Source organism: Cupriavidus sp. H18C2 (assembly GCF_049393795.1).
GTDB classification, from domain to species: Bacteria; Pseudomonadota; Gammaproteobacteria; order Burkholderiales; family Burkholderiaceae; genus Cupriavidus; species Cupriavidus pauculus_C.
In genome coordinates this window covers 741,977-767,991 of record NZ_CP186010.1, presented here as the reverse complement: position 1 = coordinate 767,991, position 26,015 = coordinate 741,977, and the positions used below count along the sequence as shown (strand labels likewise).

Annotated in this window: 28 protein-coding genes, 1 other RNA gene and 1 pseudogene; 10 read left to right on the top strand and 20 right to left on the bottom strand. The window is 65.8% G+C overall.

What is annotated here, in order from left to right:
- Window positions 1-13: 13 nt before the first annotated feature.
- The 7 genes from aroA to gyrA all read right to left on the bottom strand — a co-directional run bounded on the left by aroA (window position 14) and on the right by gyrA (window position 9,334).
- Window positions 14-1,327 carry a 3-phosphoshikimate 1-carboxyvinyltransferase gene (gene aroA / locus EPAKOI_RS03635; protein ID WP_423193005.1) on the bottom strand — a complete coding sequence of 438 codons (1,314 nt, stop codon included), beginning with the start codon at window positions 1,325-1,327 and terminating at the stop codon, window positions 14-16.
- Window positions 1,328-1,367: 40 nt separating this feature from the next.
- The gene (locus EPAKOI_RS03630; protein WP_124682193.1) at window positions 1,368-2,267 is read right to left on the bottom strand and encodes a prephenate dehydrogenase; all 900 of its coding nucleotides are present in this window, start codon (window positions 2,265-2,267) and stop codon (window positions 1,368-1,370) included.
- Window positions 2,268-2,287: 20 nt separating this feature from the next.
- On the bottom strand, window positions 2,288-3,418 hold the full coding sequence (gene hisC, locus EPAKOI_RS03625; RefSeq protein ID WP_423193004.1) for a histidinol-phosphate transaminase: 1,131 nt from the start codon (window positions 3,416-3,418) through the stop codon (window positions 2,288-2,290).
- 21 nt (window positions 3,419-3,439) lie between these two features.
- Complete coding sequence (gene pheA / locus EPAKOI_RS03620; protein ID WP_124682194.1) at window positions 3,440-4,585, bottom strand: prephenate dehydratase; 1,146 nt, start codon at window positions 4,583-4,585, stop codon at window positions 3,440-3,442.
- A gap of 88 nt (window positions 4,586-4,673) precedes the next feature.
- Window positions 4,674-5,837, bottom strand: a complete 1,164-nt coding sequence (gene serC / locus EPAKOI_RS03615) for a 3-phosphoserine/phosphohydroxythreonine transaminase (RefSeq protein ID WP_313835590.1) — start codon at window positions 5,835-5,837, stop codon at window positions 4,674-4,676.
- Window positions 5,838-5,982: 145 nt separating this feature from the next.
- Window positions 5,983-6,549 carry a DUF2059 domain-containing protein gene (locus EPAKOI_RS03610; RefSeq protein ID WP_124682196.1) on the bottom strand — a complete coding sequence of 189 codons (567 nt, stop codon included), beginning with the start codon at window positions 6,547-6,549 and terminating at the stop codon, window positions 5,983-5,985.
- An 82-nt stretch (window positions 6,550-6,631) separates the two neighbouring features.
- Window positions 6,632-9,334: a DNA gyrase subunit A gene (gyrA, locus tag EPAKOI_RS03605; protein ID WP_423193003.1), complete on the bottom strand. Its 2,703-nt coding sequence runs from the start codon at window positions 9,332-9,334 to the stop codon at window positions 6,632-6,634.
- Between the two features lie 445 nt (window positions 9,335-9,779).
- On the opposite strand from gyrA, the gene ompA reads away from it, so the two are divergent.
- The 6 genes and pseudogenes from ompA (at window position 9,780) to EPAKOI_RS03575 (ending at window position 16,275) form a co-directional block, all read left to right on the top strand.
- Window positions 9,780-10,436, top strand: coding sequence for an outer membrane protein OmpA (gene ompA / locus EPAKOI_RS03600; protein ID WP_066739225.1), 657 nt, complete (start codon window positions 9,780-9,782; stop codon window positions 10,434-10,436).
- Between the two features lie 159 nt (window positions 10,437-10,595).
- The gene (ubiG, locus tag EPAKOI_RS03595; RefSeq protein WP_124682198.1) at window positions 10,596-11,333 is read left to right on the top strand and encodes a bifunctional 2-polyprenyl-6-hydroxyphenol methylase/3-demethylubiquinol 3-O-methyltransferase UbiG; all 738 of its coding nucleotides are present in this window, start codon (window positions 10,596-10,598) and stop codon (window positions 11,331-11,333) included.
- Window positions 11,334-11,335: 2 nt separating this feature from the next.
- Window positions 11,336-11,992 (top strand): phosphoglycolate phosphatase, encoded by a 657-nt coding sequence (gene gph / locus EPAKOI_RS03590; RefSeq protein ID WP_124682199.1) that lies wholly within the window; start codon window positions 11,336-11,338, stop codon window positions 11,990-11,992.
- 88 nt (window positions 11,993-12,080) lie between these two features.
- Window positions 12,081-12,440: a transfer-messenger RNA gene (gene ssrA, locus EPAKOI_RS03585) on the top strand.
- A gap of 181 nt (window positions 12,441-12,621) precedes the next feature.
- Window positions 12,622-13,839, top strand: a complete 1,218-nt coding sequence (locus EPAKOI_RS03580) for a tyrosine-type recombinase/integrase (RefSeq protein ID WP_423193002.1) — start codon at window positions 12,622-12,624, stop codon at window positions 13,837-13,839.
- Window positions 13,840-14,531: 692 nt separating this feature from the next.
- A pseudogene (locus tag EPAKOI_RS03575) lies at window positions 14,532-16,275 on the top strand (DNA cytosine methyltransferase).
- Between the two features lie 2 nt (window positions 16,276-16,277).
- Here EPAKOI_RS03575 and EPAKOI_RS03570 read toward each other — a convergent pair.
- Entirely contained in the window at window positions 16,278-16,802 is a 525-nt protein-coding gene (locus EPAKOI_RS03570) for a hypothetical protein (protein ID WP_423193001.1), read from the bottom strand.
- On the opposite strand from EPAKOI_RS03570, the gene EPAKOI_RS03565 reads away from it, so the two are divergent.
- The 4 genes from EPAKOI_RS03565 (at window position 16,801) to EPAKOI_RS03550 (ending at window position 19,171) form a co-directional block, all read left to right on the top strand.
- Window positions 16,801-17,325, top strand: a complete 525-nt coding sequence (locus EPAKOI_RS03565) for a hypothetical protein (RefSeq protein ID WP_423193000.1) — start codon at window positions 16,801-16,803, stop codon at window positions 17,323-17,325. The two genes, EPAKOI_RS03570 and EPAKOI_RS03565, sit on opposite strands and share 2 nt — an antisense overlap.
- 198 nt (window positions 17,326-17,523) lie before the next feature.
- The gene (locus EPAKOI_RS03560; protein ID WP_423192999.1) at window positions 17,524-18,558 is read left to right on the top strand and encodes a ParA family protein; all 1,035 of its coding nucleotides are present in this window, start codon (window positions 17,524-17,526) and stop codon (window positions 18,556-18,558) included.
- Between the two features lie 176 nt (window positions 18,559-18,734).
- The gene (locus EPAKOI_RS03555) at window positions 18,735-18,860 is read left to right on the top strand and encodes a hypothetical protein (RefSeq protein ID WP_423192998.1); all 126 of its coding nucleotides are present in this window, start codon (window positions 18,735-18,737) and stop codon (window positions 18,858-18,860) included.
- Between the two features lie 62 nt (window positions 18,861-18,922).
- A complete protein-coding gene (locus tag EPAKOI_RS03550) occupies window positions 18,923-19,171 on the top strand; it encodes a DUF2188 domain-containing protein (RefSeq protein WP_423192997.1) in 249 nt (82 codons plus the stop codon).
- 571 nt (window positions 19,172-19,742) lie between these two features.
- Here EPAKOI_RS03550 and EPAKOI_RS03545 read toward each other — a convergent pair.
- The 12 genes from EPAKOI_RS03545 to EPAKOI_RS03490 all read right to left on the bottom strand — a co-directional run bounded on the left by EPAKOI_RS03545 (window position 19,743) and on the right by EPAKOI_RS03490 (window position 26,013).
- The gene (locus EPAKOI_RS03545; RefSeq protein ID WP_423193478.1) at window positions 19,743-20,120 is read right to left on the bottom strand and encodes a hypothetical protein; all 378 of its coding nucleotides are present in this window, start codon (window positions 20,118-20,120) and stop codon (window positions 19,743-19,745) included.
- Window positions 20,120-20,497: a DUF6527 family protein gene (locus EPAKOI_RS03540; protein WP_423192996.1), complete on the bottom strand. Its 378-nt coding sequence runs from the start codon at window positions 20,495-20,497 to the stop codon at window positions 20,120-20,122. The genes EPAKOI_RS03545 and EPAKOI_RS03540 overlap by 1 nt, the downstream gene beginning before the upstream one ends.
- On the bottom strand, window positions 20,494-20,682 hold the full coding sequence (locus tag EPAKOI_RS03535; RefSeq protein ID WP_423192995.1) for a hypothetical protein: 189 nt from the start codon (window positions 20,680-20,682) through the stop codon (window positions 20,494-20,496). The genes EPAKOI_RS03540 and EPAKOI_RS03535 overlap by 4 nt, the downstream gene beginning before the upstream one ends.
- On the bottom strand, window positions 20,679-21,110 hold the full coding sequence (locus EPAKOI_RS03530; RefSeq protein WP_423192994.1) for a hypothetical protein: 432 nt from the start codon (window positions 21,108-21,110) through the stop codon (window positions 20,679-20,681). Before EPAKOI_RS03530 ends, EPAKOI_RS03535 begins: the two co-directional genes overlap by 4 nt.
- A complete protein-coding gene (locus tag EPAKOI_RS03525; protein WP_423192993.1) occupies window positions 21,094-21,432 on the bottom strand; it encodes a hypothetical protein in 339 nt (112 codons plus the stop codon). The genes EPAKOI_RS03530 and EPAKOI_RS03525 overlap by 17 nt, the downstream gene beginning before the upstream one ends.
- A 35-nt stretch (window positions 21,433-21,467) precedes the next feature.
- Complete coding sequence (locus EPAKOI_RS03520; protein ID WP_423192992.1) at window positions 21,468-21,701, bottom strand: hypothetical protein; 234 nt, start codon at window positions 21,699-21,701, stop codon at window positions 21,468-21,470.
- Entirely contained in the window at window positions 21,701-22,234 is a 534-nt protein-coding gene (locus EPAKOI_RS03515) for a glycoside hydrolase family 19 protein (RefSeq protein ID WP_423192991.1), read from the bottom strand. The genes EPAKOI_RS03520 and EPAKOI_RS03515 overlap by 1 nt, the downstream gene beginning before the upstream one ends.
- A gap of 45 nt (window positions 22,235-22,279) precedes the next feature.
- Entirely contained in the window at window positions 22,280-22,567 is a 288-nt protein-coding gene (locus tag EPAKOI_RS03510; protein WP_423192990.1) for a hypothetical protein, read from the bottom strand.
- Window positions 22,564-24,288, bottom strand: a complete 1,725-nt coding sequence (locus EPAKOI_RS03505; protein ID WP_423192989.1) for a hypothetical protein — start codon at window positions 24,286-24,288, stop codon at window positions 22,564-22,566. The genes EPAKOI_RS03510 and EPAKOI_RS03505 overlap by 4 nt, the downstream gene beginning before the upstream one ends.
- 20 nt (window positions 24,289-24,308) lie before the next feature.
- On the bottom strand, window positions 24,309-24,701 hold the full coding sequence (locus tag EPAKOI_RS03500) for a hypothetical protein (protein WP_423192988.1): 393 nt from the start codon (window positions 24,699-24,701) through the stop codon (window positions 24,309-24,311).
- 63 nt (window positions 24,702-24,764) lie between these two features.
- Window positions 24,765-25,367 carry a tail fiber assembly protein gene (locus EPAKOI_RS03495; RefSeq protein ID WP_423192987.1) on the bottom strand — a complete coding sequence of 201 codons (603 nt, stop codon included), beginning with the start codon at window positions 25,365-25,367 and terminating at the stop codon, window positions 24,765-24,767.
- Between the two features lie 10 nt (window positions 25,368-25,377).
- Window positions 25,378-26,013, bottom strand: coding sequence for a phage tail protein (locus tag EPAKOI_RS03490; RefSeq protein ID WP_423192986.1), 636 nt, complete (start codon window positions 26,011-26,013; stop codon window positions 25,378-25,380).
- Window positions 26,014-26,015 lie beyond the last annotated feature (2 nt).

Genomic DNA, 26,015 nt, shown 5'->3' with positions numbered 1-26,015 from the left:
CCGGAGCGAGCGCTTACCGCGCTACCCCGGCAAATACCGAGAAGTACTCCGGGAACGTCTTTGCCACGCAGCCCGGATCGTTGATCCGCACCGGCAGCGGGCCGAACGCGGCCAGCGAGAAGCACATGGCCATCCGGTGATCATCATAGGTGCCGATGCCGTCGGCCGGCGTCCGCCATGCGTCGACAGATGCCGGCGGCGTCACCTTCAGGTAGTCGGCGCCCTCTTCCACCCCGGCCCCGAGCTTGCGCAACTCGGCGGCCATGGCGGCGATGCGGTCGGTTTCCTTCACGCGCCAGCTTGCGATGTTGGTCAGCGTGGTCGGGCCTTCGGCGAACAGCGCCGCCACCGCCAGCGTCATCGCCGCATCGGGAATGTGGTTGCAATCGAGTTCGATGCCGTTGAGGCGGCCGTCGTCACGCTCGGTGCCGCGCACCTCGATCCAGTTGTCGCCGGCCATCACGTTGGCGCCCATCCGGTTCAGCGCGTCGGCAAACCGCACGTCGCCCTGGATGCTCGACAGCCCCACGCCCTCCACCCGCACCGGCCCGCCGCCGATGGCACCGGCGGCCAGGAAGTACGACGCGGTGGACGCGTCGCCCTCGACGTAGATCTCGCCCGGCGACCGGTATTGCGCCCGGGCCGGCAGCACAAAGCGCTCCCAGCCGTGGCGCTCCACCTCGATGCCGAAGCGCGCCAGCAGGTTCAGCGTGATGTCGATGTACGGCTTGGAAATCAGCTCGCCCACCACCTCGATCTCGATGCGCCCGGACGGCGCCGCCGCCATCGGCAGCGTCATCAGCAGCGCGGTCAGGAACTGGCTGGACACATCGCCGCGCACGCGGATCGGCGCGTCGATCTGGATGTCGGCCGGGCGAATGCGCAGCGGCGGATAGCCGGGCGTGCCAAGGTAGTCGATCGCCGCGCCCACCTGCAGCAGGCCGTCGACGAGATCGCCGATGGGCCGCTCGTGCATGCGCGGCACGCCGCTCACCGCGTAGGTGCCGCCCTGCAGCGCCAGCGCGGCGGTCAGCGGGCGGATCGCGGTGCCCGCGTTGCCCATGAACAGGTCGGCCGCCTTGTTCGCAAAATTCCCACCCACGCCGGTCACGATGCAGTCGCCACCCTCGCGGCGCCAGGCCACGCCCAGCACCTTGAGCGCGTCGAGCATCACGCGCGTGTCGTCCGAATCCAACAGGTCGCGCACGCGCGTTTCGCCCTGTGCCAGCGCGGCCAGCAGCAGCACGCGGTTGGAGATGCTCTTGGAGCCGGGCAGGCGGACCGTGCCCGATGCGCGGGTCAGGGGGCCGAGGGTCAGATGTTCCATGGTCTTGGCTGCTTGAGCCGCCGCCCTGGGGCGACGCGCTTCACGGTTCGATGTTATGGGCGCCGGCACTGGCCACGCCCCACTTCTGGCGCGTCTCGCTGGCGCGCTGGAACACCCGCTCCAGCGCGGCACCGTCGCCGGACTTGATCTGCGCCTTCAGGTGGGCCAGCATCGCCTCGTACGTGCCGATCTCGCGCAGCAGCGCCTCCCTGTTGGCCAGGCAGATATCGCGCCACATCTCGGGCGACGACGCGGCAATGCGCGTGAAATCGCGGAACCCACCGCCGGCAAAGCCCAGCTTCAGCGCGGCGTCCTCGGCATTGGCGACCTGCGCCACCAGCGCGAACGACAGCACGTGCGGCAGGTGGCTGACCGATGCGAACACGGCGTCGTGCTGCACGGCGGACATCACGTGCACATCGGCGCCGGCCGCTTCCCACATGGCCCGCACCGCGGCCACATCAGCGCGGCTGTTTTCCTGCAGCGGGCACATCACCACCTTCTTTTCGCGGTAGAGGTCGTTCAGCGCCGCCTCCACGCCATGCTGCTCGCGCCCGGCGATGGGATGGGCCGGCACGAACTGGGCCACCTTGTCGCCCAGCGCGGTCTTGGCGGCCATGATCACGTCGGACTTGGTGCTGCCGGCATCGGTCACGATGGTGCCCGGCTGCAGGTGCGGCTCCAGCGCGTGCAGCAGCGCGAAGTTCTGGGCCACGGGCGCGCACAGCACGATCAGGCTGGCGCCGCGCGCGGCCTCGGCCAGCGACGTGGCCGCTTCGTCGATCACGCCCAGCGCCAGCGCCTTGTCCAGCGACGCGCCGGAGCGGCCCACGCCCACCACGGTGCCCACCACGCCGGCACGCTTGAGCGACAACGCCAGCGATCCGCCAATCAGGCCGACGCCAACAATCACAACACGGGAAAAATGCAGAGCGGTCACGGCTTCCGGTCGCCTCGAATTCACTTCAGCGCCTGTTCGAGCGCGGCGATGCACGCGGCGCTCTCGTCAGGCAGTCCAATGGTTATGCGCAGCCACTGCGGCAGGCCATAGTTGGCCACGGGCCGCACGATCACGCCCTGTTTCAGCATGGCCAGGTTGACCCGCGCCCCGGCGCCGTCGTCGGTGCCCACGCGCACCATGACGAAGTTGCCGGACGACTTCACGTATTCCAGCCCCATGCGCTCGAACGCCGCCACCAGCTGCGCCTTGCCGGCGCGGTTCAGCTCGGCGCTCTCACGCAGGAAGCCGGCGTCGCCCAGCGCCGCCACGGCCGCGGCCTGCGCCAGGCTGTTCACGTTGAACGGCTGGCGCACGCGGTTCAGCAGGTCGGTCAGCGGCGGCTGCGCCACGCCATAGCCCACGCGCAGACCGGCCAGCCCGTACGCCTTCGAGAACGTGCGCGACACCATCAGGTTCGGATACTGCCGCACCCACGCCAACGACTCGTACTGCTGGTCCGGGTCGAGGTACTCGTTGTACGCCTCGTCGAGCACGACCACCACGTGGGGTGGCACTTTCGCCAGAAACGCCGCGATCTGGTCGGCCGTGACGAAGGTCCCGGTCGGATTGTTCGGATTGGCGATGAAGACGAGCTTGGTGTCCGGCGCTATCGCCGCGGCCATCGCGTCCAGGTCATGGCCGTAGTCGCGCGACTTGACCTCGATGGCCCGCGCGCCCACTTCCTGGGTCGCCAGCGCGTAGACGGCGAACGAATACTCGGCATAGACGATCGACTCACCGGCCCGCACCAGCGCGTGCGCGGCCAGTTCCAGGATGTCGTTGCTGCCGTTGCCCAGGGTCAGCCACTCGGCCGGGACATCGTACTTTTCCGAAAGCGCGGCCTTCAGCGCGAAGCCGTTGCTGTCCGGGTAGCGTCCCAGGTCGCCGGCGGCGGCCGCGATGGCCTTCTGCGCCGATGCCGGCATCCCGAGCGGATTCTCGTTCGAGGCCAGCTTGACGATGCGCGCCTCGTCGAGCCCGAATTCGCGCGCGACTTCCGAAATTGGCTTTCCTGCGATGTACGGCGAAATCTTGCGGACGTAGGTCGGCCCGAAGTAGTCCGCCACGTGGGCGTTGTCCTGCTGTGCCATGGTGTCTCCTTGCTGCCGGGCTTACTTGCTGGACGGGTAGGACCCGAGCACCTTCAGGTACGCGGCGTTGGCGCGCAGCGTCTGGATCGCGCGCGCCACGGCCGGCTCGTGCTGGTGGCCCTCCACGTCGACGTAGAAGTAGTACTCCCAGGCACCGCTGCGGGCCGGGCGCGATTCGAAGCGGCACATCGACACGCCGTTCTCGGCCAGCGGGGCCAGCAACTGGTAGACCGCGCCGGCCTTGTTCGGCACCGACAGGATCATCGACGTCTGGTCGCTGCCCGACGGCTCCGTCTCATAGCGGCCGATCACGGCAAAGCGCGTGCGGTTGTGCGGATCGTCCTGGATATTGGCGCGGACGATGTGCAGGTGGTAGCGGTTGGCGGCGGTCTCGCCGGCGATGGCGGCTACGGTGGGGTCCAGGCTCGCCATGCGGGCCGCTTCGGCGTTGCTGGACACCGCCTGGCGCTCCAGGTGCGGGTAGTTGGCCGTGAGCCAGTGCTGGCACTGCGCCAGCGCCTGCGCATGGGCGCGCACCACGGTCACGCCCTGCATGTCCGGCGACGACGCCATCAGGTTGTGATGCACCTTCAGCGCAATCTCGCCGCTGATCTTCAGCGACGTCTGCAGGAACAGGTCCAGCGTGCGCGACACGGCGCCCTCGGTGGAATTCTCCACGGGCACCACGCCATATTCGACCGTGCCGGCTTCCACGGCGCGGAAGACCTCGTCGATGCTCGGCACCGGCACCCCGTGGACCTCATGCCCGAAGTGGGCATACAGCGCCTGCTCGGAAAACGTGCCGGCCGGGCCCAGGAACGCGATCTCCAGCGGCTTCTCCAGGCCGCGGCAGGCCGACATCACCTCGCGCCAGATCGACGCGACGCTCTCGCCCAGCAGCGGGCCCGGATTGGCGCCCTGCACCTTGCGGATCACCTGCAGCTCGCGCTCGGGGCGGAACACCGGCGCGCCGTACTTCTTCTTGACCTCGCCCACGTCCAGCGCAAGCTGGGCGCGGCGGTTCAGCAGCGCCAGCAGTTCGCGGTCCACGGCGTCGATCTGGTCGCGCAGCGGCGCCAGGTCTGCCGAGAGGGCCTGCTCCTGCGGGCTCGGGGCGGCGTTGTCGGTGTCCGGGGCCTGCGCGCCGGACTTGTCTTGCTCTGTCATAGGCCTATGGGCCGCGCATGGCACGGCCTCGGAAAGTCTGGGCTGTTGCCGGACCCGCGTGGCGCGCGCCCGGCAGAAAGCACCGCCATCAGGCGGCGGTGCGCTCGAATTCGCGCATGAATTCAATCAGCGCGGTCACACCTTCGAGTGGCATCGCGTTGTAGATGCTGGCGCGCATGCCGCCCACGGACTTGTGGCCCTTGAGCTGTACCAGGCCGTTCGCGCGCGCCTGGGTCAGGAACGCTTCGTTGCGCGATTCGTCGCGCAGGAAGAACGGTACGTTCATGCGCGAGCGGCTGCCGGGATCGATTTCGTTGCGGTAGAAGTCGCTCTGGTCCAGGAAGTCGTACAGCGCGCGCGCCTTGGCGATGTTGCGCTGCTCGATCGCGGCCACGCCGCCCTGGGCCTTGAGCCACTGGAACACCAGCCCCGCCACGTAGATCGCGTAGGTGGGTGGGGTGTTGTACATCGAGTCGTGCTCGTCCACCAGGCGCCAGTTGAACGCCGACGGGCAGAGCGGGTGGGCAAAGCCGATCAGGTCTTCGCGCACGATGACGATCGTCACGCCGGCCGGACCGATGTTCTTCTGCGCGCCGCCGTAGACCACCTGCACGCGCGACCAGTCGATCGGGCGCGAAAGGATGTGGCTCGACGCGTCGGCCACGACGATGCGGCCCTTGTCATGGGTGCCGGTCTGGCCGATGTCCGGAATCTCCTGGAACTCCACGCCGACGATGGTCTCGTTCGTGCACAGGTGCACGTAGGCCGCGTCGTCGGACAGCTTCCAGGTGCTGGCATCGGGAATCTTGTGCCACTTCTGGTCCTTGCTGGACGCGGCGATGTTGACTTCGCCATAGCGGCGCGCTTCCTGCTCGGTCTTGACCGACCACGTGCCGGTGACCACGAAATCGGTCTTCGGCCGCGACGCATCGACGCGATTCGCCAGGTTCAGCGGCACGATGCCGTTCTCGCCGATGGCGCCACCCTGCAGGAACAGGATGCGGAAATTCTTCGGCACGTGCAGCAGTTCGCGCAGGTCCGCCAGCGCCTGCTGGTGGATGCTTTCGAATTCCTTGCTGCGGTGACTCATCTCCATCACCGACACCCCGGTGCCCCGCCACGACAGCATTTCCGCGGCGGCCTGCTGCAGGACTTCGGTCGGCAGCGCGGCCGGGCCCGGCGAGAAATTGAAGACGCGCTCGGCCAGCGATCGTTGCAGGCCGTCGAGGGCGGGATTCTGGGGATCGTTCATGGAGGGGGAAAAGAAAAATGGCTGCCGGATTGCACCAGGCAGCCATTATCGCCCAAAACCCGCGCCCCTTGGACACCAGGGCGTCCGGCGCGGACCCGGGCGGGTCGGCCTCTCCGTGCCAGGGCCCGGAGAGGCCAGCCGTCGATCACTTCGCGGCGGCGGCGATTTCCTTCTCGGCGGCGTCGCGCATCGACTTGCCAACCTGCGGACCGTACTTCTGCATCATCGAGCCCCAGATTTCCTGCGTGGCCTTGCCCTGGTTCTGCATGAACTTCTGGCCCGTCGGCGACTTCAGGAACGTGGTCAGGTCCTTGATTTCCTGCGTCGTGTAGTACTTGCCGAAGGCATCGTAGTGCGCCTTGATCGCGTCCTGGCGGAAGCCGTCGGTGTTGAACGCGGTGCCCGCGCCGTCCACCATGCGCTGCACGGCGCCGTTCTTCTTGAGCTTCTCGACGGCGGCCTGCTTCTTCTTGTCGTCCATCGTCTTGTTCTCGACCAGGACCTGCTCCAGCACCAGCGGCGCTTCCTGCTTGGCGCCCTGCTGCCAGTTCTCGGCCTGACCCTTGACGGCCTGGTCGGCCTGCATGACGGACAGCAGCTCCTTGATGGCCGCGGTCTTGTCCTTGTCTTCCTGAGCGTGCGCACCTTGCGCCAGCATCATCATCGGAGCGAAAGCAGCCAGAACAGCGATACGTCGATAGGTTTTGAGCATCATGACTCCCTGGTAAATACGTCCGGTTTAGTCCGAACGGCCGTCTGGCGAGTTCCGGCCGTCGTCCCGTTGTTGCAACAATTTACGAATTGGCGTCCGCGTCGGTGGCGCCCGCGCCGGTATCGCTGCCCGTGGCGGCGTCACTCGCGGCGTCCTGGGCCAGCTCGTCGTCCTCGCCGTTGCCGTTGCTGTCGGCATCGCTCTCGACGATGCGCTGCAGCCCCGACAGCTTGGTGCCTTCGTCCACGTTGATCAGCGTCACGCCCTGGGTGGCGCGGCCCATCTCGCGGATTTCCGCCACGCGGGTGCGGATCAGCACGCCGCCCGTGGTGATCAGCATGATCTCGTCCTCGGGCGACACCAGGGCGGCGGCCACCACGCGGCCGTTGCGCTCGCTCGTCTGGATCGCAATCATGCCCTTGGTGCCGCGGCCATGTCGAGTGTATTCCGAGATCGGCGTGCGCTTGCCGTAGCCATTCTCGGTGGCGGTCAGCACGCTGCCGATGGCCGGCACGCCGTCGGCAGTTTCAGCATCGGCAGTCTCTGCCGGCGCCACGAGCATGGCGATGACGGCCTGCCCTTCGTCGAGGTTCATGCCGCGCACGCCGCGGGCTTGACGGCCCATCGGACGCACGTCGTTCTCGTCGAACCGCACGGCCTTGCCGGCGTCCGAGAACAGCATCACGTCATGCTGGCCGTCGGTGATGGCGGCACCGATCAGGAAGTCGCCCTCGTCCAGGTCCACGGCGATGATGCCGGCCTTGCGCGGGTTCGAGAAATCGGTCAGCACCGTCTTCTTGACCGTGCCGCGCGCGGTGGCCATGAACACGAAATGCTCGGCGTCGAACTGGCGCACCGGCAGGATCACATTGATCTTCTCGCCGTCGGCCAGCGGGAACATGTTGACGATCGGCCGGCCGCGCGAGTTGCGCGAGCCCTGCGGCACCTCGTAGACCTTCAGCCAGTACAGCCGGCCGCGGTTCGAGAAGCACAGGATGTAGTCGTGGGTGTTGGCCACGAACAGCGTGTCGATCCAGTCGTCTTCCTTGGTCGCCGTGGCCAGCTTGCCGCGGCCGCCACGCTTCTGCGCACGGTACTCGGAAATCGGCTGGCTCTTCATGTAGCCCGAGTGGGACAGCGTGACCACCATGTCCTGCGGGGTGATCAGGTCCTCCATGTCGAGCTCGGTGGCGTTCAGTTCGATCTGCGAGCGGCGGGCGTCGCCAAACTCGGCGCGGATGGCGCCCAGTTCCTCGGTGATGATCGTCGTGATGCGCTCCGGGCGCGCCAGGATGTCCAGCAGGTCCGCGATCAGGCCCATGACCTCGCGGTACTCCTGCACGATCTTGTCCTGCTCCAGCCCCGTGAGGCGCTGGAGTCGCATTTGCAGGATTTCCTGCGCCTGCCCGTCCGACAGCCGGTACAGGCCATCCGGCTGCATGCCGAACACCGCCGGCAGGCCATCGGGACGGTAAGACGCACGGCCGCCCGCGGTGTCGCTTTCGGCACGCGACAGCATCTCGCGGACCAGGCCCGAATCCCACGGCTTGGCCATCAGTTCCTGCTTGGCCAGCGGCGGCGTCGGCGCGGCCTTGATGATCGCGATGAACTCGTCGATGTTGGCCAGCGCCACGGCCAGGCCTTCCAGCACGTGGCCGCGCTCGCGGGCCTTGCGCAGTTCGAACACCGTGCGGCGCGTCACCACTTCGCGGCGATGCGACAGGAAGGCGTCCAGCATCTGCTTCAGGTTCAGCAGGCGCGGCTGGCCGTCGACCAGCGCCACCATGTTCATGCCGAACGTGTCCTGCAGCTGGGTGTTCTTATATAGGTTGTTCAGCACAACCTCGGGCACCTCGTTGCGCTTCAGCTCGATCACCACGCGCATACCTGACTTGTCAGATTCGTCGCGGATGTCCGAGATGCCCTCGATCTTCTTCTCAGTGACCAGCTCCGCGATCCGCTCCAGCAGCGTCCGCTTGTTCACCTGGTACGGCAGTTCGTCGACGATGATCGCCTGGCGCTGGCCGCGGTCGATATCCTCGAAGTGCGTGCGCGCGCGCATGACCACCCGGCCGCGGCCGGTGCGGTAGCCCTCGCGCACACCCTGGATGCCATAGATAATGCCGGCGGTCGGAAAATCGGGCGCCGGCACCAGTTCGATCAGCTCGTCGACCGTCGCCTCGGGATTACCAAGCAGATGCAGGCAGGCGTCGACGACTTCATTGAGGTTATGCGGCGGGATATTCGTGGCCATACCCACGGCAATACCCGACGAACCATTGATCAGCAAATTCGGAATACGCGCCGGCAAAATACCCGGCTCTTTCTCCGAACCGTCATAGTTCGGTTCGAAATCGACAGTTTCCTTGTCGATATCGTGAAGCATTTCATGGGCGATCTTCGCCAGGCGGATTTCGGTATAACGCATCGCCGCGGCGTTATCCCCGTCCACCGAGCCGAAGTTACCCTGGCCGTCGACCAGCATATAACGCAGCGAGAAGTTCTGCGCCATGCGGACGATGGTGACGTACACGGCCGTATCGCCGTGCGGGTGGTACTTACCAATCACATCACCGACGATACGGGCCGATTTCTTGTAGGCCCGGTTCCAGTCGTTGTTCAGCTCATGCATCGCAAAGAGCACGCGCCGGTGCACCGGCTTCAGGCCGTCCCGGACATCGGGCAGCGCGCGCCCCACGATCACGCTCATCGCGTAATCGAGGTATGAACGGCGCATTTCCTCTTCCAGCGAGACCGGAAGAGTTTCTTTGGCGAATTGATCCATTGCGGCGTGGTTTATGCGGCGGGTTTAAGCAAATAGCCCGGCATCCGGCGGCGCGGGAAGGCCCCTGCCGGCGACGGGCGAACATGGCATTCTAACACGCGCGGAACCCCTCTCCGCCCCCGTCCGAACCGCCCCCCTGCGGGGCCCGCCCGACGCGCGGCGCGCCACCCCCCGACGCCCTGCAACCCATACAGGACAAGGGTTTGCAGGCACCGCAAGAGCGATGTTGCACAAACACCACAGGCCCAAAACCACGTGGTTGAATCGAATATATTTACTTCTTAGGAAACGAGCCTTGTGGCACAATTCCCCAGCGAAGAGCCAGACATTGTTCGAAGTGGAGCATCCACCACATCGAGAATGTTATACTCCGAAGAATGTATGACTTGTTTTCGTCCATTTGCTCGCAGTAACCCTGCGGTGATCTCATCCTGAGAGGAGAAATATGAAAAAATTTGCCAAGCTCGCGCTCGTTGCAGCTACCGCAGTAATGGCTGCATCCGCTCAAGCCCAGTCCGTCCCCTACGAAAAGAAGGCCGTGAACGATAACTGGGGCAACGGTACGAGCGAGTACGTGTGGAAGAATGGCACGAACGAGCTCTGCTGGCGCGACAGCTCCTGGACCCCGGCAACGGCAAACGCCCTGTGCGATGGCGCACTGGCTCCGGCCGCTGCACCGGCTCCGGCACCGACTCCGGTTGCTCCGCCGGTTGTCTCGAGCGAGAAGGTCACTTTCGCAGCTGACACCCTGTTCGACTTCGACAAGGCTGTTCTGAAGCCCGAAGGCAAGGCCAAGCTGGACGACCTGGTCTCGAAGCTGCAAGGCATCACGCTGGAAGTCATCATCGCCGTTGGCCACACCGACTCGTTCGGTTCGGACAAGTACAACGATCGCCTGTCGATCCGTCGTGCTGAATCGGTCAAGGCTTACCTGGTGAGCAAGGGCGTCGAAGCCAACCGTGTGTACACCGAAGGCAAGGGCAAGCGCCAGCTGAAGGTCGATCCGAAGTCGTGCAAGGGCAACCGCACCGCGCAGATCGCCTGCCAGCAGCCGAACCGCCGCGTGGAAGTCGAAGTGGTCGGCACCCGCAGCGCACGTTAATCGGATCCTCTCCGATGCAGAAAAGCCCAGCGCAAGCTGGGCTTTTTTTTCGCCCGTCACCAGCCGCCGGGCGGGCGGCCGCATTCGGCGCGGGCCGGTTTTTTTGGTACAGTTGCCGCAGCCTTCTCATACGACCCGCCGCGAAGACCGGCGCATACGATGTCGCTTTCCACCTCCCTGACCTCTCCCGCCCCTACGGGCCGCAACGCCGATCCCAAAGAGATCGACAAGTTCAGCGAACTGGCGCACCGCTGGTGGGACCCGAACAGCGAATTCAAGCCGCTGCACGACCTGAACCCGCTGCGGCTGGGTTGGATCGACGGCATCGCGCGGCTGGCCGGCAAGCAGGTGATTGACGTCGGCTGCGGCGGCGGCATCCTGTCCGAAAGCATGGCGCGCCTGGGCGCGACGGTGCGGGGCATCGACCTGTCCACCAAGGCGCTGAAGGTGGCCGACCTGCACAGCCTGGAATCGGGCGTGGCCGTCACCTACGAGGAAATCGCCGTGGAAGACCTGGCCGCGCGCGCGCCGGCCAGCGTGGACGTGGTGACCTGCATGGAAATGCTCGAGCACGTGCCGGACCCGCAGTCGATCGTCCGCGCCTGCACGACGCTGGTCAAACCCGGCGGCTACGTGTTCTTCTCGACGATCAACCGCAACCTGAAGGCGTACCTGCTGGCCATCGTCGGCGCGGAATACATGCTCAACATGCTGCCGCGCGGCACGCATGACTACGACAAGTTCATCACGCCTTCCGAAATGGCCCGCTTTGCCCGCAACGCGCGGCTGGACCTGGTCGAGATGCGCGGCATGACCTACAACCCTTTGACGCAGATCTATTCGCTGAGCCGCGACACCGACGTCAACTACATGATGGCGTTCCGGAAGGTGGCTTGACGATGGCGAAGTTCGACGCGGTTTTCTTTGACCTCGATGGCACGCTGGCCGACACGGCCCCCGACCTGGCAGCAGCCGCCAACCGGCTCGTCGTCGAGCACGGCATGGCGCCGGTTGCCTACGAGAAGCTGCGCCCCGTGGCATCGCACGGCGCCCGCGGGCTGATTGGCGCGGCGTTCGGCAAGCGGCCCGAGGACCCCGAATTCCCGGCCCTGCGCGATACGTTCCTGAACTACTACGAGGCCGATATCGCCGTGCATACGCGGCTGTTCGACGGCATGGACGACGTGCTGGCGAAGCTGGAGGCGGCCGGCGTGCCATGGGGCATCGTCACGAACAAGATCGCCCGGTTCACGGTGCCGCTGGTCGCCGCCATCGGCCTGGCGCCGCGCGCCGCCGCGGTGGTCAGCGGCGACACCACGCCGCACGCCAAGCCCCACCCTGCGCCGCTGCTCCATGCGGCCGAACTGAGCGGCGTGGCGCCCGGGCGCTGCCTGTACGTCGGCGACGACCTGCGCGACATCCAGGCCGGCAAGGCCGCCGGCATGGCCACGGTATCGGCGGCCTACGGCTACTGCGGCGACGCCGAGCCGCCCGATACCTGGGGCGCCGACTACCTGATCCATCACCCCTCGGAACTGCTTGCATTGCTGGCCTGAGCCCCCAGTTCAGGTCAGGGAACCCCGGCGCGCCAGCGGCGTCGAAACCGGGTACAATCCGTTTTCTTTCGCGTTTGACTACGCACTTGGGGCCGACCTGGTTTCGACGTGGGTTGCAAAGCAGTGGAGGGCATACCGAGGACCCGTCACCTCGTTAATCAATGGGAATGCAATAACTGCTAACGACGAACGTTACGCACTGGCAGCCTAAGGGCCGCCGTCCTCGCACTGGCTCGCTGACGGGCTAGGGTTCGCAAGAACCAGCGAGGTCATTTACGTCAGATAAGCCCCGTCGGTGTCACGACTGCGGGGACGAAAACCAAGTGACTCGCCGTAACAGAGCGTGTTCGTCCGCGATGGTGCGGTTAAATCAAATGACAGAACTAAGTATGTAGAACTCTCTGTGGAGGGCTTGCGGACGCGGGTTCGATTCCCGCCGGCTCCACCAACAAATACCTCGCAGGCATTCGTAAATGTCCGCTAACCCGCGATGGCTCAAGGCCTCGCGGGTTTTTTCTTTTCGCCGTCGTTTATAATCGTTCGCGAGAATTCGGGGGTACTTGGGGGTATGCTTAGGGGTATCTGAGGTACCCCCGCCCTTCGATACCCCCAACCGCGGACGAGGCAACATGCCACTGACAGACGTCGAAGTTCGGAAGACCCAGCCTACCGAGAAGCAGTTTCGCCTTGCGGACGGTGGGGGGATGTACTTGGAAGTCAAACCAAGCGGGGCCAAATACTGGCGCCTCAAGTACCGGTTCGCCGGCAAAGAGAAGGTCCTCGCCCTTGGCGTCTACCCGACTGTTTCCCTGAAAGACGCCCGAGCAAAGAGAGACGCGGCTAAAAAGTTGCTTGCCGACGGAGTGGATCCCGGCGCGGCAAAGCAGGCCGAAAAACGAACGCTGCGACTTAACGCCGAGAATTCTTTTGAGGCGATCGCTAGGGAATGGCACGCTAAGTTTTCGCCCGACCTCTCGGAGTCGCATGCCAAGCGAAACCTCCGACGCCTGGAGGGCCACGTGTTTCCCTGGGCCGGCGGCCGCCCTATCATCGATATCGAGCCACCAGAAATTCTGGACATCCTGCAGCGCATCGAACGCAAGGGCACGATTGAAACAGCTCACCGCGTACGCGTCCTGATTGGGCAAGTCATGCGCTATGCAGTGGCCACAGGTCGAGCTCGCAGGGACGTCACGGCAGATCTACGCGGCGCTCTCCCCCCGCCGAAGGTAAAACACCATGCCGCGGTCACCGATCCCAAACAGATCGGCGCCCTCCTCCGCGCGATCGAGGCATATGAAGGCACCGCAGTCGTAACGGCTGCGCTGCGCCTGGCACCTCTTCTCTTTCAGCGCCCAGGAGAACTTCGCCAAGCCGAGTGGGTGGAGTTTGACCTTGAGGCTGCCCTGTGGACGGTCCCCGCATCTCGCATGAAGCGTAAGAGAGCCGGCAAGGAATTTGGCCCGGACCACCTGGTGCCGCTATCAACCCAGGCCATTGCCATCCTGCGCGACCTGCATGCATTGACCGGTCGCGGCAAATACGCTTTGCCGAGCCTGCGAGGACCGCAGCGCCCAATGAGTGATATGGCTCTCAGCGCCGCGTTCAAGCGCATGGGGTTCGACTCGGACACTGCCCTGCCCCACGGATGGCGGGCTACTGCACGAACCTTGGCTGTAGAAGTCCTTGGCGTGCCAGCGGAGATCGTCGAGCTGCAGCTTTCCCATGAGGTGCGCGACAGCTTGGGCCGCGCTTACAACCGCACGCAGTGGATCGATCAGCGGCGCCAGCTCATGCAGCGCTGGGCTGACTATTTGGACTGCCTAAAGGCAGGCACAGCGGCGTAGGATCAGCGCGCCTCGCGCACCCGGCGAGGGCGTTCACGGCAAACCTGGCAACTGGACACGAAGGTTGGGTCATGGAAAGAGCAATTCTGGCCACGACCGGCGCTCTGGCGATGGGCGGAGATAGAGGATCAACTACTGGCTCCATGGTCGGCAGCTAGATTGCGCCATCAACGTGCTGGGCATGCCGACCTGCGAGCGCGCTGTCGCAGCCCCGAGAAAGCCGAAGCACTCGCCTCTGTCCGAAGCCGCACCAAGGCCGGCACCCGCTGCGCAGGCCTAGGCGTGGCAGCCAATCGAGCGCCCAAGGATGGCACCGCCGTGCTGGCGGTCCTGCTGGACTCTGACATCCCCTACACCGCCCCTCTTCGACGCTGAATGCGGCAACCGCCGTCATTGCGGGGACAACTAGCGGACTGCGTAACCTGGACGCTTTGCCGCAGGGAAGTCATTGATGCCGGCACTCAGCGCATAGCGCGCGGCGGAGATGACCGCGATCGCCGCAGATGGTGCGGAAAATGGCCGGTACGACCGGGCTATTGCCCGCGCCGTCGCCGCTCACGGACGCGAATGGCCGAGCGGCTGACGTCCGGAGTCATATTCTACGAGGGCGAGCGGATCACGAAGGCCGAGTTCATGGCGGAGGTCGGCCAATGATCCGCCGCGAGTAGAACAGCTTCGGTTTCTGCTGCGGCCTGGGCGGCGGCGCCAAGGGCTTCAAGAAGACCGTCTCCCGCGTCGGCAACATGATCGGCACGTGGAAGTGCATCGGCGGCATCGACAACGACCCGCCGCCGCGCGCGACTTCGAGACGCTGGTGGGCGTTCCGTGCACGGGTCATGGACCTGTTCACCCGGGAGCAGTACACCGCCTTCCACGGCGCCGAGCCGCCGGCGGGCTGGCGCGAGGCCACGCCCAACGACATCGTGCGTGCAGCGGGCCACCAGCACCCGCACTGCGTGTTCATCAGCAGCCCGTGCAAGGGCGCATCCGGCCTGCTGTCCGAGACGTTGAGCCGCACCCCCAAGTACCAGGCCCTCAACTAGCTGACGCTGCGCTGCGTCTGGCTGATGTGTGAGGCCTGGAAGGATGACCCGGTCGAGCTGATCGTCTTCGAGAACGTGCCACGGCTGGCCACGCGCGGCCGGCACCTTCTAGACCAGATCGGCCAGATCCTGCCGCACTACGGCTACGCCGTGAACGAGACGACGCACGACTGCGGCGTCATCGGCGGGCTGGCGCAAAGCCGGAAGCGCTTCTTGCTGGTCGCGCGGCACATCGCAAAGGTGCCGGCCTTCCTGTACGAGCCGCCCGTGCGGCGCCTGCAGGGCGCCGGCACCGTGCTGGGGCCGGATGCCCCTGCCTGGCGACGCCGCCGGTGGGCCGATGCATCGCGTCCCGGCCCTGCAGCGGAAGACGTGGGTGCGGCTGGCCTTCGTCGAGGCCGGCAGCGACTGGCGCAGCCTGAACAAGCTGGCCGTGCAGGACGGGCACCTGCGTGACTATCTGATCCTGCCCGATCGCCGCGGTGGCCATCTGGGCGTGGTGGACTGGCACGAGCCGGCCGGTACCGTGGCCGGCGAGTCCCTGCCGATGAACGGCGCGTTCTCGGTCGCTGACCCACGCGGCCCGGCCGAAGCCGCCCAGTACCAGCAATACGGCGTGCCGCGCTGGGGGGAGCCGTCCGGCGCCATCATCGGCGTGAAGTCGCCCGGCCAAGGCACCTTCAGCGTGGCGGACCCGCGGCACGCCGGCCCGGCCAAGCACAACAATGAATACCGGATCGTGCCATGGTCCGACGCGGCCGGCGCCGTCACCAGCGCCCACGGCACCGGCCAATGCGTTGCCGACCCGCGCCGCGACGGCCCAACGTTCGGCAAGTACGCGATGACGCCCTGGAACGAGGCGACCGGCACGGTGATCGCCGGCAGTACCACGGGTCAGGGGGCCTTCGCTGTGGCGGATCCGCGCCCGGGCATGCGTCGCGAGCGCGGCGACAACTACCTGACGGGCGGCCACTACGGCGTGGTCGGCTGGGATCAGCCCAGCGGAGCGGTGTCGGCAGCTGCTGGCCACGACAACGGCCGATGGTCGGTGGCCGACCCGCGGTTGCCGGCCGCCAACGAGAAGGTCGTGGCGATCATCCGGGCGCTCGACGGCACGTGGCACCACCCGTTCACCACGTTGGAATTGGCCGCGCTGCAGTCGCTAATCGAGCCGGAGGATTACCTGGAGTTGGACGGCCTGAGCGATGAGGCCTGGCGCGAGCGCCTCGGCAATGCCGTGCCGCCGGAGGCGGCCGTGGCCATTGCGGAGGTGATGGGCACCACGTTGATGCTTGCCGAGACGGGCGAGACGTTCATGCTGTCGTCGACGCCGGTGTGGGTGCGGCCGGTGGCCATTGCGCTGACTGTGGCACAGCAGTCGGAGTCCGCTTGATGTCAGCAAACGTTCTTCACCTCCCTGGCGATCTTGCCTCGAATCTCATCGACGGCTTCATGCATCTTTTTCAGCGCCTTGAAGAAGGCATCGAACTGCGCAGCGTCCATGCTGCTATGAAGCTTCAACGCCGCTTCGACCTGTTCCCTCAGTTGACGAGTCAGCGAGCCCAGCATGATGACAAACGTCACGAGGTTTGCCGTGTTCAGCTCGTGCAAGGGGATTGTCGATACGGCCCCATCAATCTGCGTGAGGATCTGTTGATCGAAGTGCTTTTTGCCTTGAGCAATGTCGCATACGGCTTGGCGATCTGGGATTTCTTCGATGACGTGCGCAACCGTGTCTTGGGCGGCTTCTGCGATTTTCTGAACCGCCTCCCCAAGCGTCTTGCGGGAATGCTGACGGTCTGCCCTCTGCAGCCTGACGCTCGTGTGCCCTGCCCACCAGATGGCAATCACCGATGCCACCGCCTGGACCCAGCCGGCCAATGCCGGATGAGCTTCGACCCACTTCAGGATGCAATCCATGCGTGAACTCCCGATTTTGTTTTCCGGCGCCATGGTACGTGCCATTCTCGACGGCCGGAAGACGCAGACGCGTCGCGTCATGAACGAGCGCCACCGCTACCATTTCATCAAAGACTGCGGCGATCTGGCGCTATGCCCGTACGGACAGCCCGGTGACCGCCTGTGGGTACGCGAGACGTGGGCCCAGCCTGCCGTCCTGGACCCGGGCCCCACCGTCTACCGCGCCGACTACCCCGGATGCGTGCCGCCCGGCTTCGAGAACATCCCGCCCGCGGACGCTATCACGTGGAAGCCGAGCATTCACATGCCGCGCAATCTCGCGCGCATCCTCCTGGAGATCACCGGCGTACGCGTCGAGCGGCTGAACAACTGCAGCGAAGCCGATGCGATCGCCGAGGGCGTCGAGAAAACGCCGCACGGTTTCTCGAGTCTTTACGGGCAGGCGGACGCAGATGGCACGTTCTCTCCTAGCGCCTCGTACCCCGCAGTGGGACAGCATCAACGGTGCGGGCGCATGGGATAAGGACCCGTGGGTCTGGGTCGTCGAGTTTCGGAGGGTGCCGCATGGTGATGTGCCCATGCTGGCCGACTCGACCGAGAAATTGCTGGTGATGGCACACCTGCAGTACGCAACCACTCCTGCAGTTTTTCCTGACTCCTGCAGATTTCTCTTGCACCTGCAGAGATTTGTAGTTATCGTTGCGTCGAACAGGAGATTGATATGTCCGATGCACATAAGATTTTTGAAACTTACGCGAAGGTGGTCGAGGAAGGCTTCAAGCTTGATAAGAAGCCCCGGTATCGTTCCTACTCGGTTTCTACCCTGCGAGGCGGAGTCGGCAAGTCAACTTTGTCGTTCAACTTGGCATACGAAATGTCGAGGGAAGTTTCGGTTCTAGTGGGCGATCTGTGTCCCCAACGAAATCTCACCGAAAGCTTGATGCGCGGCGTGGAGCAGGAGGTTACCGTCTTTCAGGCTTTGCAGCCAAAGATCCTTGGTGAGGCTTTCGGTAGCCATCTTAGCGATATTTCGTATCGCATCAGCAAGTATTGCGACGCTTTCAAAGGGGGACGCCCGGCATATTTTGTCCCCGGCGACCCTGAAATGTTCGCGTTCCCGAGCACGCTGTATCAACAACTGCAAATCGCAAATGCCCGCAACAATGCGAACGCAGTTCGCAGCCTACTCCACGCACTGAGCACGGTCTTAGAAGAGGAGCGTCAGGATAAAAATTGCGACACGATTCTCCTGGACACTAGCCCCTTCTATGCTGGCGGAACGCATCTCGCATGGTGCGCATCTGAGGCGATCATAATTCCGGTACGTGTTGACGAGCACTCGATCGAGTCTCTGTCGTTGACTCTGGATATGCTGTCGAATCCGGGCAAAGATTTTATGATGTGGAACGAGCGCGCTGGCGGCCTCGCATCCCCACGCGTTGCTGCCATCGTGATGACGATGGCAGGCGCTCGCAGCGCAACGAAGTCTGTGCTGGATGGCGCATCTCAGATGTATATTCAGCGCGCAATGAAGCTGGCAGAGAAACACGCAAAGCTCTTCGACGGGGATCCGAGCGATTCATTTGCAATCACGGACGATTTCGTTTCAGCCGGCCGGATCAGCGGCGCACAGAGTATCCCCATTTCCCAACTGAAAGTGGGCAAATTCCACACTGTTGAAGGAAAGCGCCTCCAGGTCAATCAGTCGGTAATCCGCTACCAACATGAACTGGCGTACCTGACGTCCATCATCTGAAAAGGAAAACGGTCCAAAGGTGCTTCCAACACCGATGGACCGCTGGCGAAGGGGGGTTCGAGAGTGGCCTCTTCCCAATTCGCGCACTGGACAAGCACTTTCAGTGTAGCACAGCAGCTTCTCCATGCTGTGTCGCGGGTTTTTCACAACTGCCCTCGTCTCACTGGAGAAACGCTATGCAAACCAGCGATTCCGAACAGGTTATCTACCGGATGACCATTACCGTTAAGGGCCGAGTCATCCGCCGCCCCGACGGCAAGCCGTTCCGTATCGTGCTGCGAAACAAACAGCCGAAACAGTAACGTCGATTCCACGCCTCTCGATTGAGAGGCGTGCTTCCAACACATTCTTCCATGAGGGAAAAATGAAAAACGGAAACGGCAGAACGGTCTTTCGCCGCGACGATGGATCATGGGCGAACAAGCGCAATGACGCCAGTCGCCCCGGGAGCGTTCACGAAACTCAACGCGCTGCGGAGCAATCAGCGCGGAAAATGCTCTCGAATCAGGGTGGTGGAGAACTGACGACCAAGGGGGAGAACGGTCGCATCAGGAGCAAGGACACTATTGCCCCTGGCAACGACCCTCGAAGCATCAAGGACAAGGAACACTAGCCCCCCCACTAGGTTCTATCACCCTACCTCCACCCCGCCATGTGCGGGGTTTTCTGCGTCCAAACGCGAAAAGTTCATGGAGCAAGCGTTACCACGGCATCGTAGGAACGCTCGCAGGCCATCCCCGCTACCTTGAGCTGGTCGGCGTAGTCATCCTGAATTCCCGAATTGGGGCCCGTCGAGCACCCCGAGGGTCGTTGACCCGTTCGGGGGATTCACACTGGAGTCGGCCCGTGACATTCTCTGGCTGCCGAGCGATCGGCAACCTTTGCATTCAGCCACGACCCACCCCGGCCGTGGCTTTTTTTCGGCCCCTGCCTACAAATCGGAAGCATGCCGCCGATAACAAGGGCTCGCTGCTGAAAGAGCCCACAGCGTTCACGCGGCAAGGCGGCGCCCCGCACGCCTCGCCGTTCTTTTCGGCTACCGAGGCCACGCCTCGACTGTCTTCCGGTGCTTGGCCGCGCATTCGCCCATCGCCTTCAGCACGTCCCCCATCACCCATTCCTGCCAGGCGTCATAGTCGGCGGCCGCCGGCGCGTCCGGGATCCGGCACGGCGCGGCCAGCGCACTATCGAGCGGCGGCGGCTTGCTTGGCCGCGTCGACGGCGTCGGACAGCTTGCGCACCCGGAAATCGTCAGGGCGGCAATCCACAGGCAGAGGCTTCTTCGCATTTCGAAATTCCTTCACGGCCTGATCGACCTTGACGGCCAGCGTGGCCTGGCTGGCGTTGAACTCGTCGGCCTTGGACCGGATGGTTTGGCTGGCCGCGCCCAGGTCCTCGATCGCCTTGTTGGCGCCAGCGAGGTCGGCCTGAGCGCTGGCCGTCTTCATCCGGTCGATCTCGGCGTCCTTGCGCCAGCCGTTGGCCACCCAGCCGGCGGAGAAGATGGCTGCGGCCACCAGCGCGGCGCCGATCGCGCGCCAAGGCAACGTCTTGAGCAGCATCAGCACGCTCTGCCCTCCGGAAAAGCGACCATCGGAACCGTCTGGCCGGCCAGCTCATGCGTGCAGTCGGACAGAAACTGGATGTGGCCATCGGTCACGAAGGTGTGGCAGATGCCACAGGCAAAGTCGCGCGGCTCGTCCGGGTTCTCCTGGTAGTAGGTGCACCAGCACGAACCGTTCTCGTGGCCCGGCACGTAGTGACCGCTGCGCACCAGCACGCTGGGCGTGAACGTCGGGCGCTCTGCATTGCCGTTCCAGCCCCAGCGCGGGCCGGCGCCCTCACCGTGGAGGATGGAATGGGTGTCCTTACAGCCAGGGCACCAGAAAGAAAGCATGCCCGGCGCGGTCTCCCGCAGGACTTGGGACAAGTTGGTCATGGCGTTGCCGCGCAGCGCGCGTAGAGATCCGCCGTCACGCGGATGTGTTCGAGCATGTCGGCGCGCGTGGCGCCGGGCTTCAGGGTGGGCAGGGTGTCGCAGTGGCGCGACTGATGCGCCGGCGCGGCAGGCAGCTCGGCCGCGGCGCAGCCGGCCAGCAACAGGCAGAGCAACAGGATCCTCATTTCCGGGCCTCCCTCACCTTCCGGTTCGCCGCCTCGATGTCGCGGTTCACGTCCTGCCGCTCCGCCTCGGTGAGGGGGCGCGGAGCGGTGGACGCCGGCGCGGTAGCCGGTCGGACCGCGCGCTTCACGGATTTCGCTGCTTCCTCCGACGCCTCCGCCGCCTTGGCGGCCGCGCCGGCGGCCGCGGCAACGTTAGGTGTCAGCACCTCCAGCGTCTTGGAGTAGACGCCCTGCAGCCGCCCGATCTCAGCCTGATGGTCGTCCCGCTGCTGCGCCATCAGGTCGCGGAACTGCCACTGGCAGAGCGCGTACCCTGCCCCCATCCCGCCGCCGACCATCAGGATCATCACGGTGAACGCCTCGAGCAGATGCCCGAGCCGCACCAGCAGCGCCCGGTAGCGCGCCAGCAAATCACGTAGCCTTGCCATCGAACCTCTCCCGCATCATCTGGATCTGCATCTCGAGCGCGGAAATCTTCGCCTCCAGCCTGCCGATCGCCTGATAGGCATCGTTGCGTTCCTTGTAGGCGAGGTCGGCCCGCTGCTCGGCCAAGGTCACCCGTTCATTGGCGCGGTCAAGCTGCGCCTCGAGCCGCGCGATGATGTCGATGTGCGCCTGGCTCTGGACCCCCTCGATCCGGTCCTTTCGCCAGGCGCCGCGGATGAACCACAGCGCCCCCACGATCGCGGCCACCACGAAGCCCAGCGCCCCGCCCGTGCCCCCCGGCACAGTCATCACAGATAGGTCCATCACGGCTCCGTTGTGCGTGCTGCTCTGCGGGCAGTTCACGGTTGGTCGGTCGGCTGCTGTTCGTCCGGTTTGATGGACTGCTGGGCGACGTAGCGCAGCGCGCCGATCAGCACGGCCAGCGCCAGCGTGATCTGCGCAAACAGCTTGGGCTCCAGCACCGCCTGCAGGGACGGCAGCACCAGCTGCGCGGCCGACAGCATGGCCAGCAGCGCCGACAGCAGCACGGTGGTGCTCTTCCACAACTTGTTCCAGTTCTCGACGATCTGCATCACACGACTCCCAGTGCGCGCTTGGCGCGTTCCCAACGCTGCTGCCGGTCGGCCAGGCCGTTGGTGCCGCCGTTGATCCGGCGGGTGAGCGTTACAAAGTCGCCGGCGTCCGCCAGCGCATTCAGGTTCTTGCGCTGCCAGAACCAGCATGCGGAGCGCGCGGCGAGCGCATCGCCCTGCAACAGCGTCGGGTCCGCCTCGAGATCCACGCCCAGCGCCGCGCCGCACGCTCTGTAGTTGGCGCGGCCGGTGACCTGGATCAGCCCACGGCCCATGAAACGCTTGCCATCGCCCGGCTGCGTGTTGCCGAGGTCGGCGCGGCCTTCGTATCGCAGCTGCGCGGGCGTCGGCCCCCACAACTCGCGCGTGTAGATGAAGCCGCCCGACTCGTGGCCGATCTGGGCGAGCCAGGCCGCCTGCCGCGCGGGCGAGTCGATCCCGTACTCGCCCCACGCGGCGGTGACATGGGGGTGCCAGCGATCGGCCATTGCCTGCGTCAGGCCGGCGGCCAGCCTGAAGGTCTGCTTGTCCATGACCTCTCCAGAAACGAAAAAGCCACCCGAAGGTGGCTGTGGTGTTCAGCGCGCCGCGACGCGGAGCGGAAACGTTCGTCGATCGGTCCGGCCGGCCGACGTGGTGACCTGGCAGGACACGTCGTGGAACGTTTCCACCGTACCGCCGCCGAGCCAGAAGACCACCTTGCCGCCGTCGACCTGCGTCTGCTTCCCGGCCGGGTTGACCGTCATACCCGGCGCCGCAATGACCGGCGTGCCGGCAATCGTCTCGCCCTGGGCGAGCCAGGCCGACCAGTCGACCTCGTAATCGAGGACGGCCGCCGGGTCCTTCGGGGGAAATGCGTTCGTCATGCTGGAATCTCCAGAACTCTCGTTTCAGGATCCACGCGCACCACGCGTGGCTCTGCGGAAACCGCAACGGATGTCTCCGCCCGCGACGCGACGCCGCGTCGGCGCTCAACTGCCAGAACGATCGCCCGCTGCTCAGGCGCAACGACGACGCGCGCGGGCGCGACCGGGCCGGCGGCCGCTGCTACCACCAGGCCAGCACCCTGCATCGCCACAGGGCCCAGGGCAGCCGAAAGCGTGCCGCCGAACGTCTGCCGTCCCAGTATTGCCGCCACCGTCGCGCCCAGCGCGGCGGCCAGCGTGCCGGCGATGCCATCTGCCACCATGCCGGTCAGGTCCGCATGCACTGGCGCCAGCCCGGCGGCCACGCTGCCGGAGACTGTCTGCGACCCGCCGACGGCCGCCACCGGCCCGCCGACTGTCGACGCCAATACTCCCGAGAAGGTCTGACGCCCGCTCCAGGACGCAGAGGCAGCCTCCAGAGTGGCCGCGATGGCGCCGCCCGCCGAATCCAGCGCCAGGCCGTCGAGCGAGGCCGTCACCGCTCCCAGATGGGCGGCGACTGCCCCGGTAAGCAGCTGCGCACCGACAAGGGCGCCGGCGGCGCCGGCCAGCGACACCGCTATGGCACCCGAAACCGTTTGAGCGCCCGCCATCGCGGCGGTGCTGCCCGCGAGTGGCGCGGCCAGCGAACCCGACAGGGACTGGTTGCTGCTGATCGACCCCGAAGCCCCGCCGAGCTGGCCGGCGAGCGTCCCGCTGAAGGTCTGGACCCCGGCGACGGCAGGCGCTACGCCTCCGAGGGGCCGCGCCAGGCTGCCCACAAACGTCTGGGTACCGCCCGCGGCGAGCGTGGCGGCGGCCGGGGCACCCGCGATCGCGCCTACGAACTGCAAATTGCCCGATAGCGCCGCGGTCGCCCCGCCAACCGTGGCCGCGAGGGTGCCGGTGTTGCCGGCCGCCGTGTAGGTGATCCGGATCTGGCCAGCACCCCCGATGCCGCCGAGATTGCTGCCGCTGGCGCCTCCAGCCCCGCCGCCACCTCCGCCGGGCAGCCCGCCGGCGCCGCCGGTTTCGGGCGACCCATTGCCGCCGCCCGCCCCGCCCCCGCCGCCGGTTACGTTGGCCGTGCCGGCCGCGCCGGCGTTGGCGCTGGCCGCGCCGCCAGCACCCCCGGAACCGTTGTTGCCGGCTCCCCCGGCCCCGCCGGCGGCCACCGTGGCGTTTGCCCCCGCAATGCCGGCTCCGGCGGGGCCTGCCGCGCCGCCGCCGCCGGCGCCAGAGCCGAATGGGCTCCCGGCGCCAGACCCGCCAGCGCCGCCCGCGAACTTGGTGGTGCCGACGCCGGCCGTCGTCCCGCCCGCTCCGCCCACGCCGTTGCTGGCGCCCGTGCCGCCCGAACCGCCCTTCGCGCTGCAGCTCGCGCCAGCGAGCGTCGTGCCGTTGAGCCAGCTGTCGCCGCCGGCACCGCCGTTACCATCCGCCGCGGCACCAGCGGTACCGGCCGCGCCGATGCGGATCGAAACCGACGCCCCGGCCGTGAGCGTCAGATTCGTGATCCTGGAGTAAGCGCCGCCACCGCCGCCGCCCGCCGCGTGGGCGCTCGATGCGTTGGCTCCACCGCCGCCGCCGCCGGCGCCCCAGACCTCGACCGTGTTCGCCGCCGAGTTCCAGTCGGACGGTACGGTCCAGGTTGTGCCTGTCGTGAGGACTATGGTTGGCACAGCCGTCCTCCCGGTTCAGATCAGGGGTTCGCTTCGGTCAGCGTCGCCCCGGTGATGGCCACGGCCGCGCCGGCGGAGATCACGTTGGAGTTCATGTTCAGGTCCGCCCCGCTGGTCCCCACGTCCATGTCCATCACGAACGTGTTGTCGGACTTGACCAGGCGCGCCCACGTTGCCGTACCGCTGGCGTCGGCCGAGGTGTCGCTCGTGATCGCATTGAGCGTCAGCACGCCCCCGGATGCCGCCGGCGCCAGCGTCGCGCCGCAGGTCAGCTCCGCCAGCAGCGTCGTCGCGGCGCCGCCGGTCGCCGGCCGCGTGCCGCTGTACAGCCGCAGCTTGGCGTTTGCGCCGGCTGCCGTGGTAATTGCATCGAGGCGCGCGTTGCGCAGCGCGGCGGACATGCCGATGGTCATGATCTGGCTCCAGAAAGGAAAATGGCCGCCCTGTGGCGGCCGTGGTCAGGCGGCAGCGCGCGGCTACGCCGGCTTCACCGGCCAGTTGATGGCGCGCGGGAATCCTGCCTGCGACGTGACGGCCCGCAGCGCCTTCCGGTATTGGCTGAGCGCCTTCAGCCGGGCCTCGTCCTCCGAGGTCAGCTCGTCCAGCACGAAGCCGTCCATCAGCGGTGCGATCAGCTGGTCGGCCTCGGCCAGCCGCGAATCGCGCTCCGCGGTGGCGGCCGCCACGAGCTGCGAGGTCTCCAGCGCCTCGTCCAGCGCCCATTCATCGCTCAGCCATACGTGCGCCGGCGACGGCCGCGGCTCGTCCGTCAGGAAGGGCGGCAGGTCTCCCAGCCCGTTGTACTCGGCCCCGAGGTAGAACGCCGATCCGTCAAGGGTCCGGTACAGGGGCACGGCGCGATAGTCGGGCGCCAAGGTCCAGGCCCCGTTCGGCCAGTTCTGCGGCGGCACGCCGTTCGCGTCCCGGTAGACGGCCACCCTGCCCTGCGGTGCTTCCGGCGGCGGCTCGGGCGTGGCGTAGCCCGGAATGATCGGATCATTTGCGTCGAGGGGGTTCTCGTCGGCAATTCCGGTACTGAGCAGTTCGCCGGTGATAGGCTGATAGTTGAAAATTTCCATGGAGCGGTCCTCAGATTTTGATGCAGGCGAGCAACGCGACGTTCCGCGGCCGTGTCTCCGAGCCGCCGTAGAAACTGGTGGAATAAGTGTTGCCGGTCACGAGACTGCCATTTGCGCCGGGGGCGAACTGAATAGCCGTCCCGCCGTACAAGTGGTTGTGACTCTCGACGGAAAAGCCCTGCCCGGAGCCAAAGGCACGACCCGAATCGACCCCACGCGAGTCGTCCCAGCCGCGGATAAACTCCGCGCGGAGATCGGGGACGTTGAACGTCGTCGATCCGTCACCGGCACCAAAGGTCGTTCCAATCTCGCTGAAAAGCTCACCGAACGTAGTGCGGGAGATCGCCGCTCCATTGCACTTCAGAAAGCCGCTCGGAGCCACGCTCTTTGTGTGGAACATGATCATCCCGGCCTTGGTCAAGCCGAAGTAGGGATCCATCCGCGCCAAACTGATCCAAATGGTGTTGTCAGCGCTTCGCATCTTCAGTACGCCCGTGGTTGCATCAGCCCATAGCTGATACGGAAAGGGCGTCGTGGGCTGAGATGGCCCCGAATTCGTGCTTGCCAAGGCCTTCAATGCATCGTTCAGATCGGCGCGGAAGGACGCCCCGGCTTGATTCGCGATTTCCATGTCGTGTTGTGACATGC

Bases quoted from the DNA above. Each gene is read 5' to 3' on its own strand.
- aroA (WP_423193005.1), bottom strand. From the start codon at position 1,327: ATGGAACATCTGACCCTCGGCCCCCTGACCCGCGCATCGGGCACGGTC.
- hisC (WP_423193004.1), bottom strand. From the start codon at position 3,418: ATGGCACAGCAGGACAACGCCCACGTGGCGGACTACTTCGGGCCGACC.
- pheA (WP_124682194.1), bottom strand. From the start codon at position 4,585: ATGACAGAGCAAGACAAGTCCGGCGCGCAGGCCCCGGACACCGACAAC.
- serC (WP_313835590.1), bottom strand. From the start codon at position 5,837: ATGAACGATCCCCAGAATCCCGCCCTCGACGGCCTGCAACGATCGCTG.
- EPAKOI_RS03610 (WP_124682196.1), bottom strand. From the start codon at position 6,549: ATGCTCAAAACCTATCGACGTATCGCTGTTCTGGCTGCTTTCGCTCCG.
- gyrA (WP_423193003.1), bottom strand. From the start codon at position 9,334: ATGGATCAATTCGCCAAAGAAACTCTTCCGGTCTCGCTGGAAGAGGAA.
- ompA (WP_066739225.1), top strand. From the start codon at position 9,780: ATGAAAAAATTTGCCAAGCTCGCGCTCGTTGCAGCTACCGCAGTAATG.
- ubiG (WP_124682198.1), top strand. From the start codon at position 10,596: ATGTCGCTTTCCACCTCCCTGACCTCTCCCGCCCCTACGGGCCGCAAC.
- gph (WP_124682199.1), top strand. From the start codon at position 11,336: ATGGCGAAGTTCGACGCGGTTTTCTTTGACCTCGATGGCACGCTGGCC.
- EPAKOI_RS03580 (WP_423193002.1), top strand. From the start codon at position 12,622: ATGCCACTGACAGACGTCGAAGTTCGGAAGACCCAGCCTACCGAGAAG.
- EPAKOI_RS03565 (WP_423193000.1), top strand. From the start codon at position 16,801: ATGCGTGAACTCCCGATTTTGTTTTCCGGCGCCATGGTACGTGCCATT.
- EPAKOI_RS03570 (WP_423193001.1), bottom strand. From the start codon at position 16,802: ATGGATTGCATCCTGAAGTGGGTCGAAGCTCATCCGGCATTGGCCGGC.
- EPAKOI_RS03560 (WP_423192999.1), top strand. From the start codon at position 17,524: ATGTCCGATGCACATAAGATTTTTGAAACTTACGCGAAGGTGGTCGAG.
- EPAKOI_RS03555 (WP_423192998.1), top strand. From the start codon at position 18,735: ATGCAAACCAGCGATTCCGAACAGGTTATCTACCGGATGACCATTACC.
- EPAKOI_RS03550 (WP_423192997.1), top strand. From the start codon at position 18,923: ATGAAAAACGGAAACGGCAGAACGGTCTTTCGCCGCGACGATGGATCA.
- EPAKOI_RS03545 (WP_423193478.1), bottom strand. From the start codon at position 20,120: ATGCTGCTCAAGACGTTGCCTTGGCGCGCGATCGGCGCCGCGCTGGTG.
- EPAKOI_RS03540 (WP_423192996.1), bottom strand. From the start codon at position 20,497: ATGACCAACTTGTCCCAAGTCCTGCGGGAGACCGCGCCGGGCATGCTT.
- EPAKOI_RS03535 (WP_423192995.1), bottom strand. From the start codon at position 20,682: ATGAGGATCCTGTTGCTCTGCCTGTTGCTGGCCGGCTGCGCCGCGGCC.
- EPAKOI_RS03530 (WP_423192994.1), bottom strand. From the start codon at position 21,110: ATGGCAAGGCTACGTGATTTGCTGGCGCGCTACCGGGCGCTGCTGGTG.
- EPAKOI_RS03525 (WP_423192993.1), bottom strand. From the start codon at position 21,432: ATGGACCTATCTGTGATGACTGTGCCGGGGGGCACGGGCGGGGCGCTG.
- EPAKOI_RS03520 (WP_423192992.1), bottom strand. From the start codon at position 21,701: ATGCAGATCGTCGAGAACTGGAACAAGTTGTGGAAGAGCACCACCGTG.
- EPAKOI_RS03515 (WP_423192991.1), bottom strand. From the start codon at position 22,234: ATGGACAAGCAGACCTTCAGGCTGGCCGCCGGCCTGACGCAGGCAATG.
- EPAKOI_RS03510 (WP_423192990.1), bottom strand. From the start codon at position 22,567: ATGACGAACGCATTTCCCCCGAAGGACCCGGCGGCCGTCCTCGATTAC.
- EPAKOI_RS03500 (WP_423192988.1), bottom strand. From the start codon at position 24,701: ATGACCATCGGCATGTCCGCCGCGCTGCGCAACGCGCGCCTCGATGCA.
- EPAKOI_RS03495 (WP_423192987.1), bottom strand. From the start codon at position 25,367: ATGGAAATTTTCAACTATCAGCCTATCACCGGCGAACTGCTCAGTACC.
- EPAKOI_RS03490 (WP_423192986.1), bottom strand. From the start codon at position 26,013: ATGTCACAACACGACATGGAAATCGCGAATCAAGCCGGGGCGTCCTTC.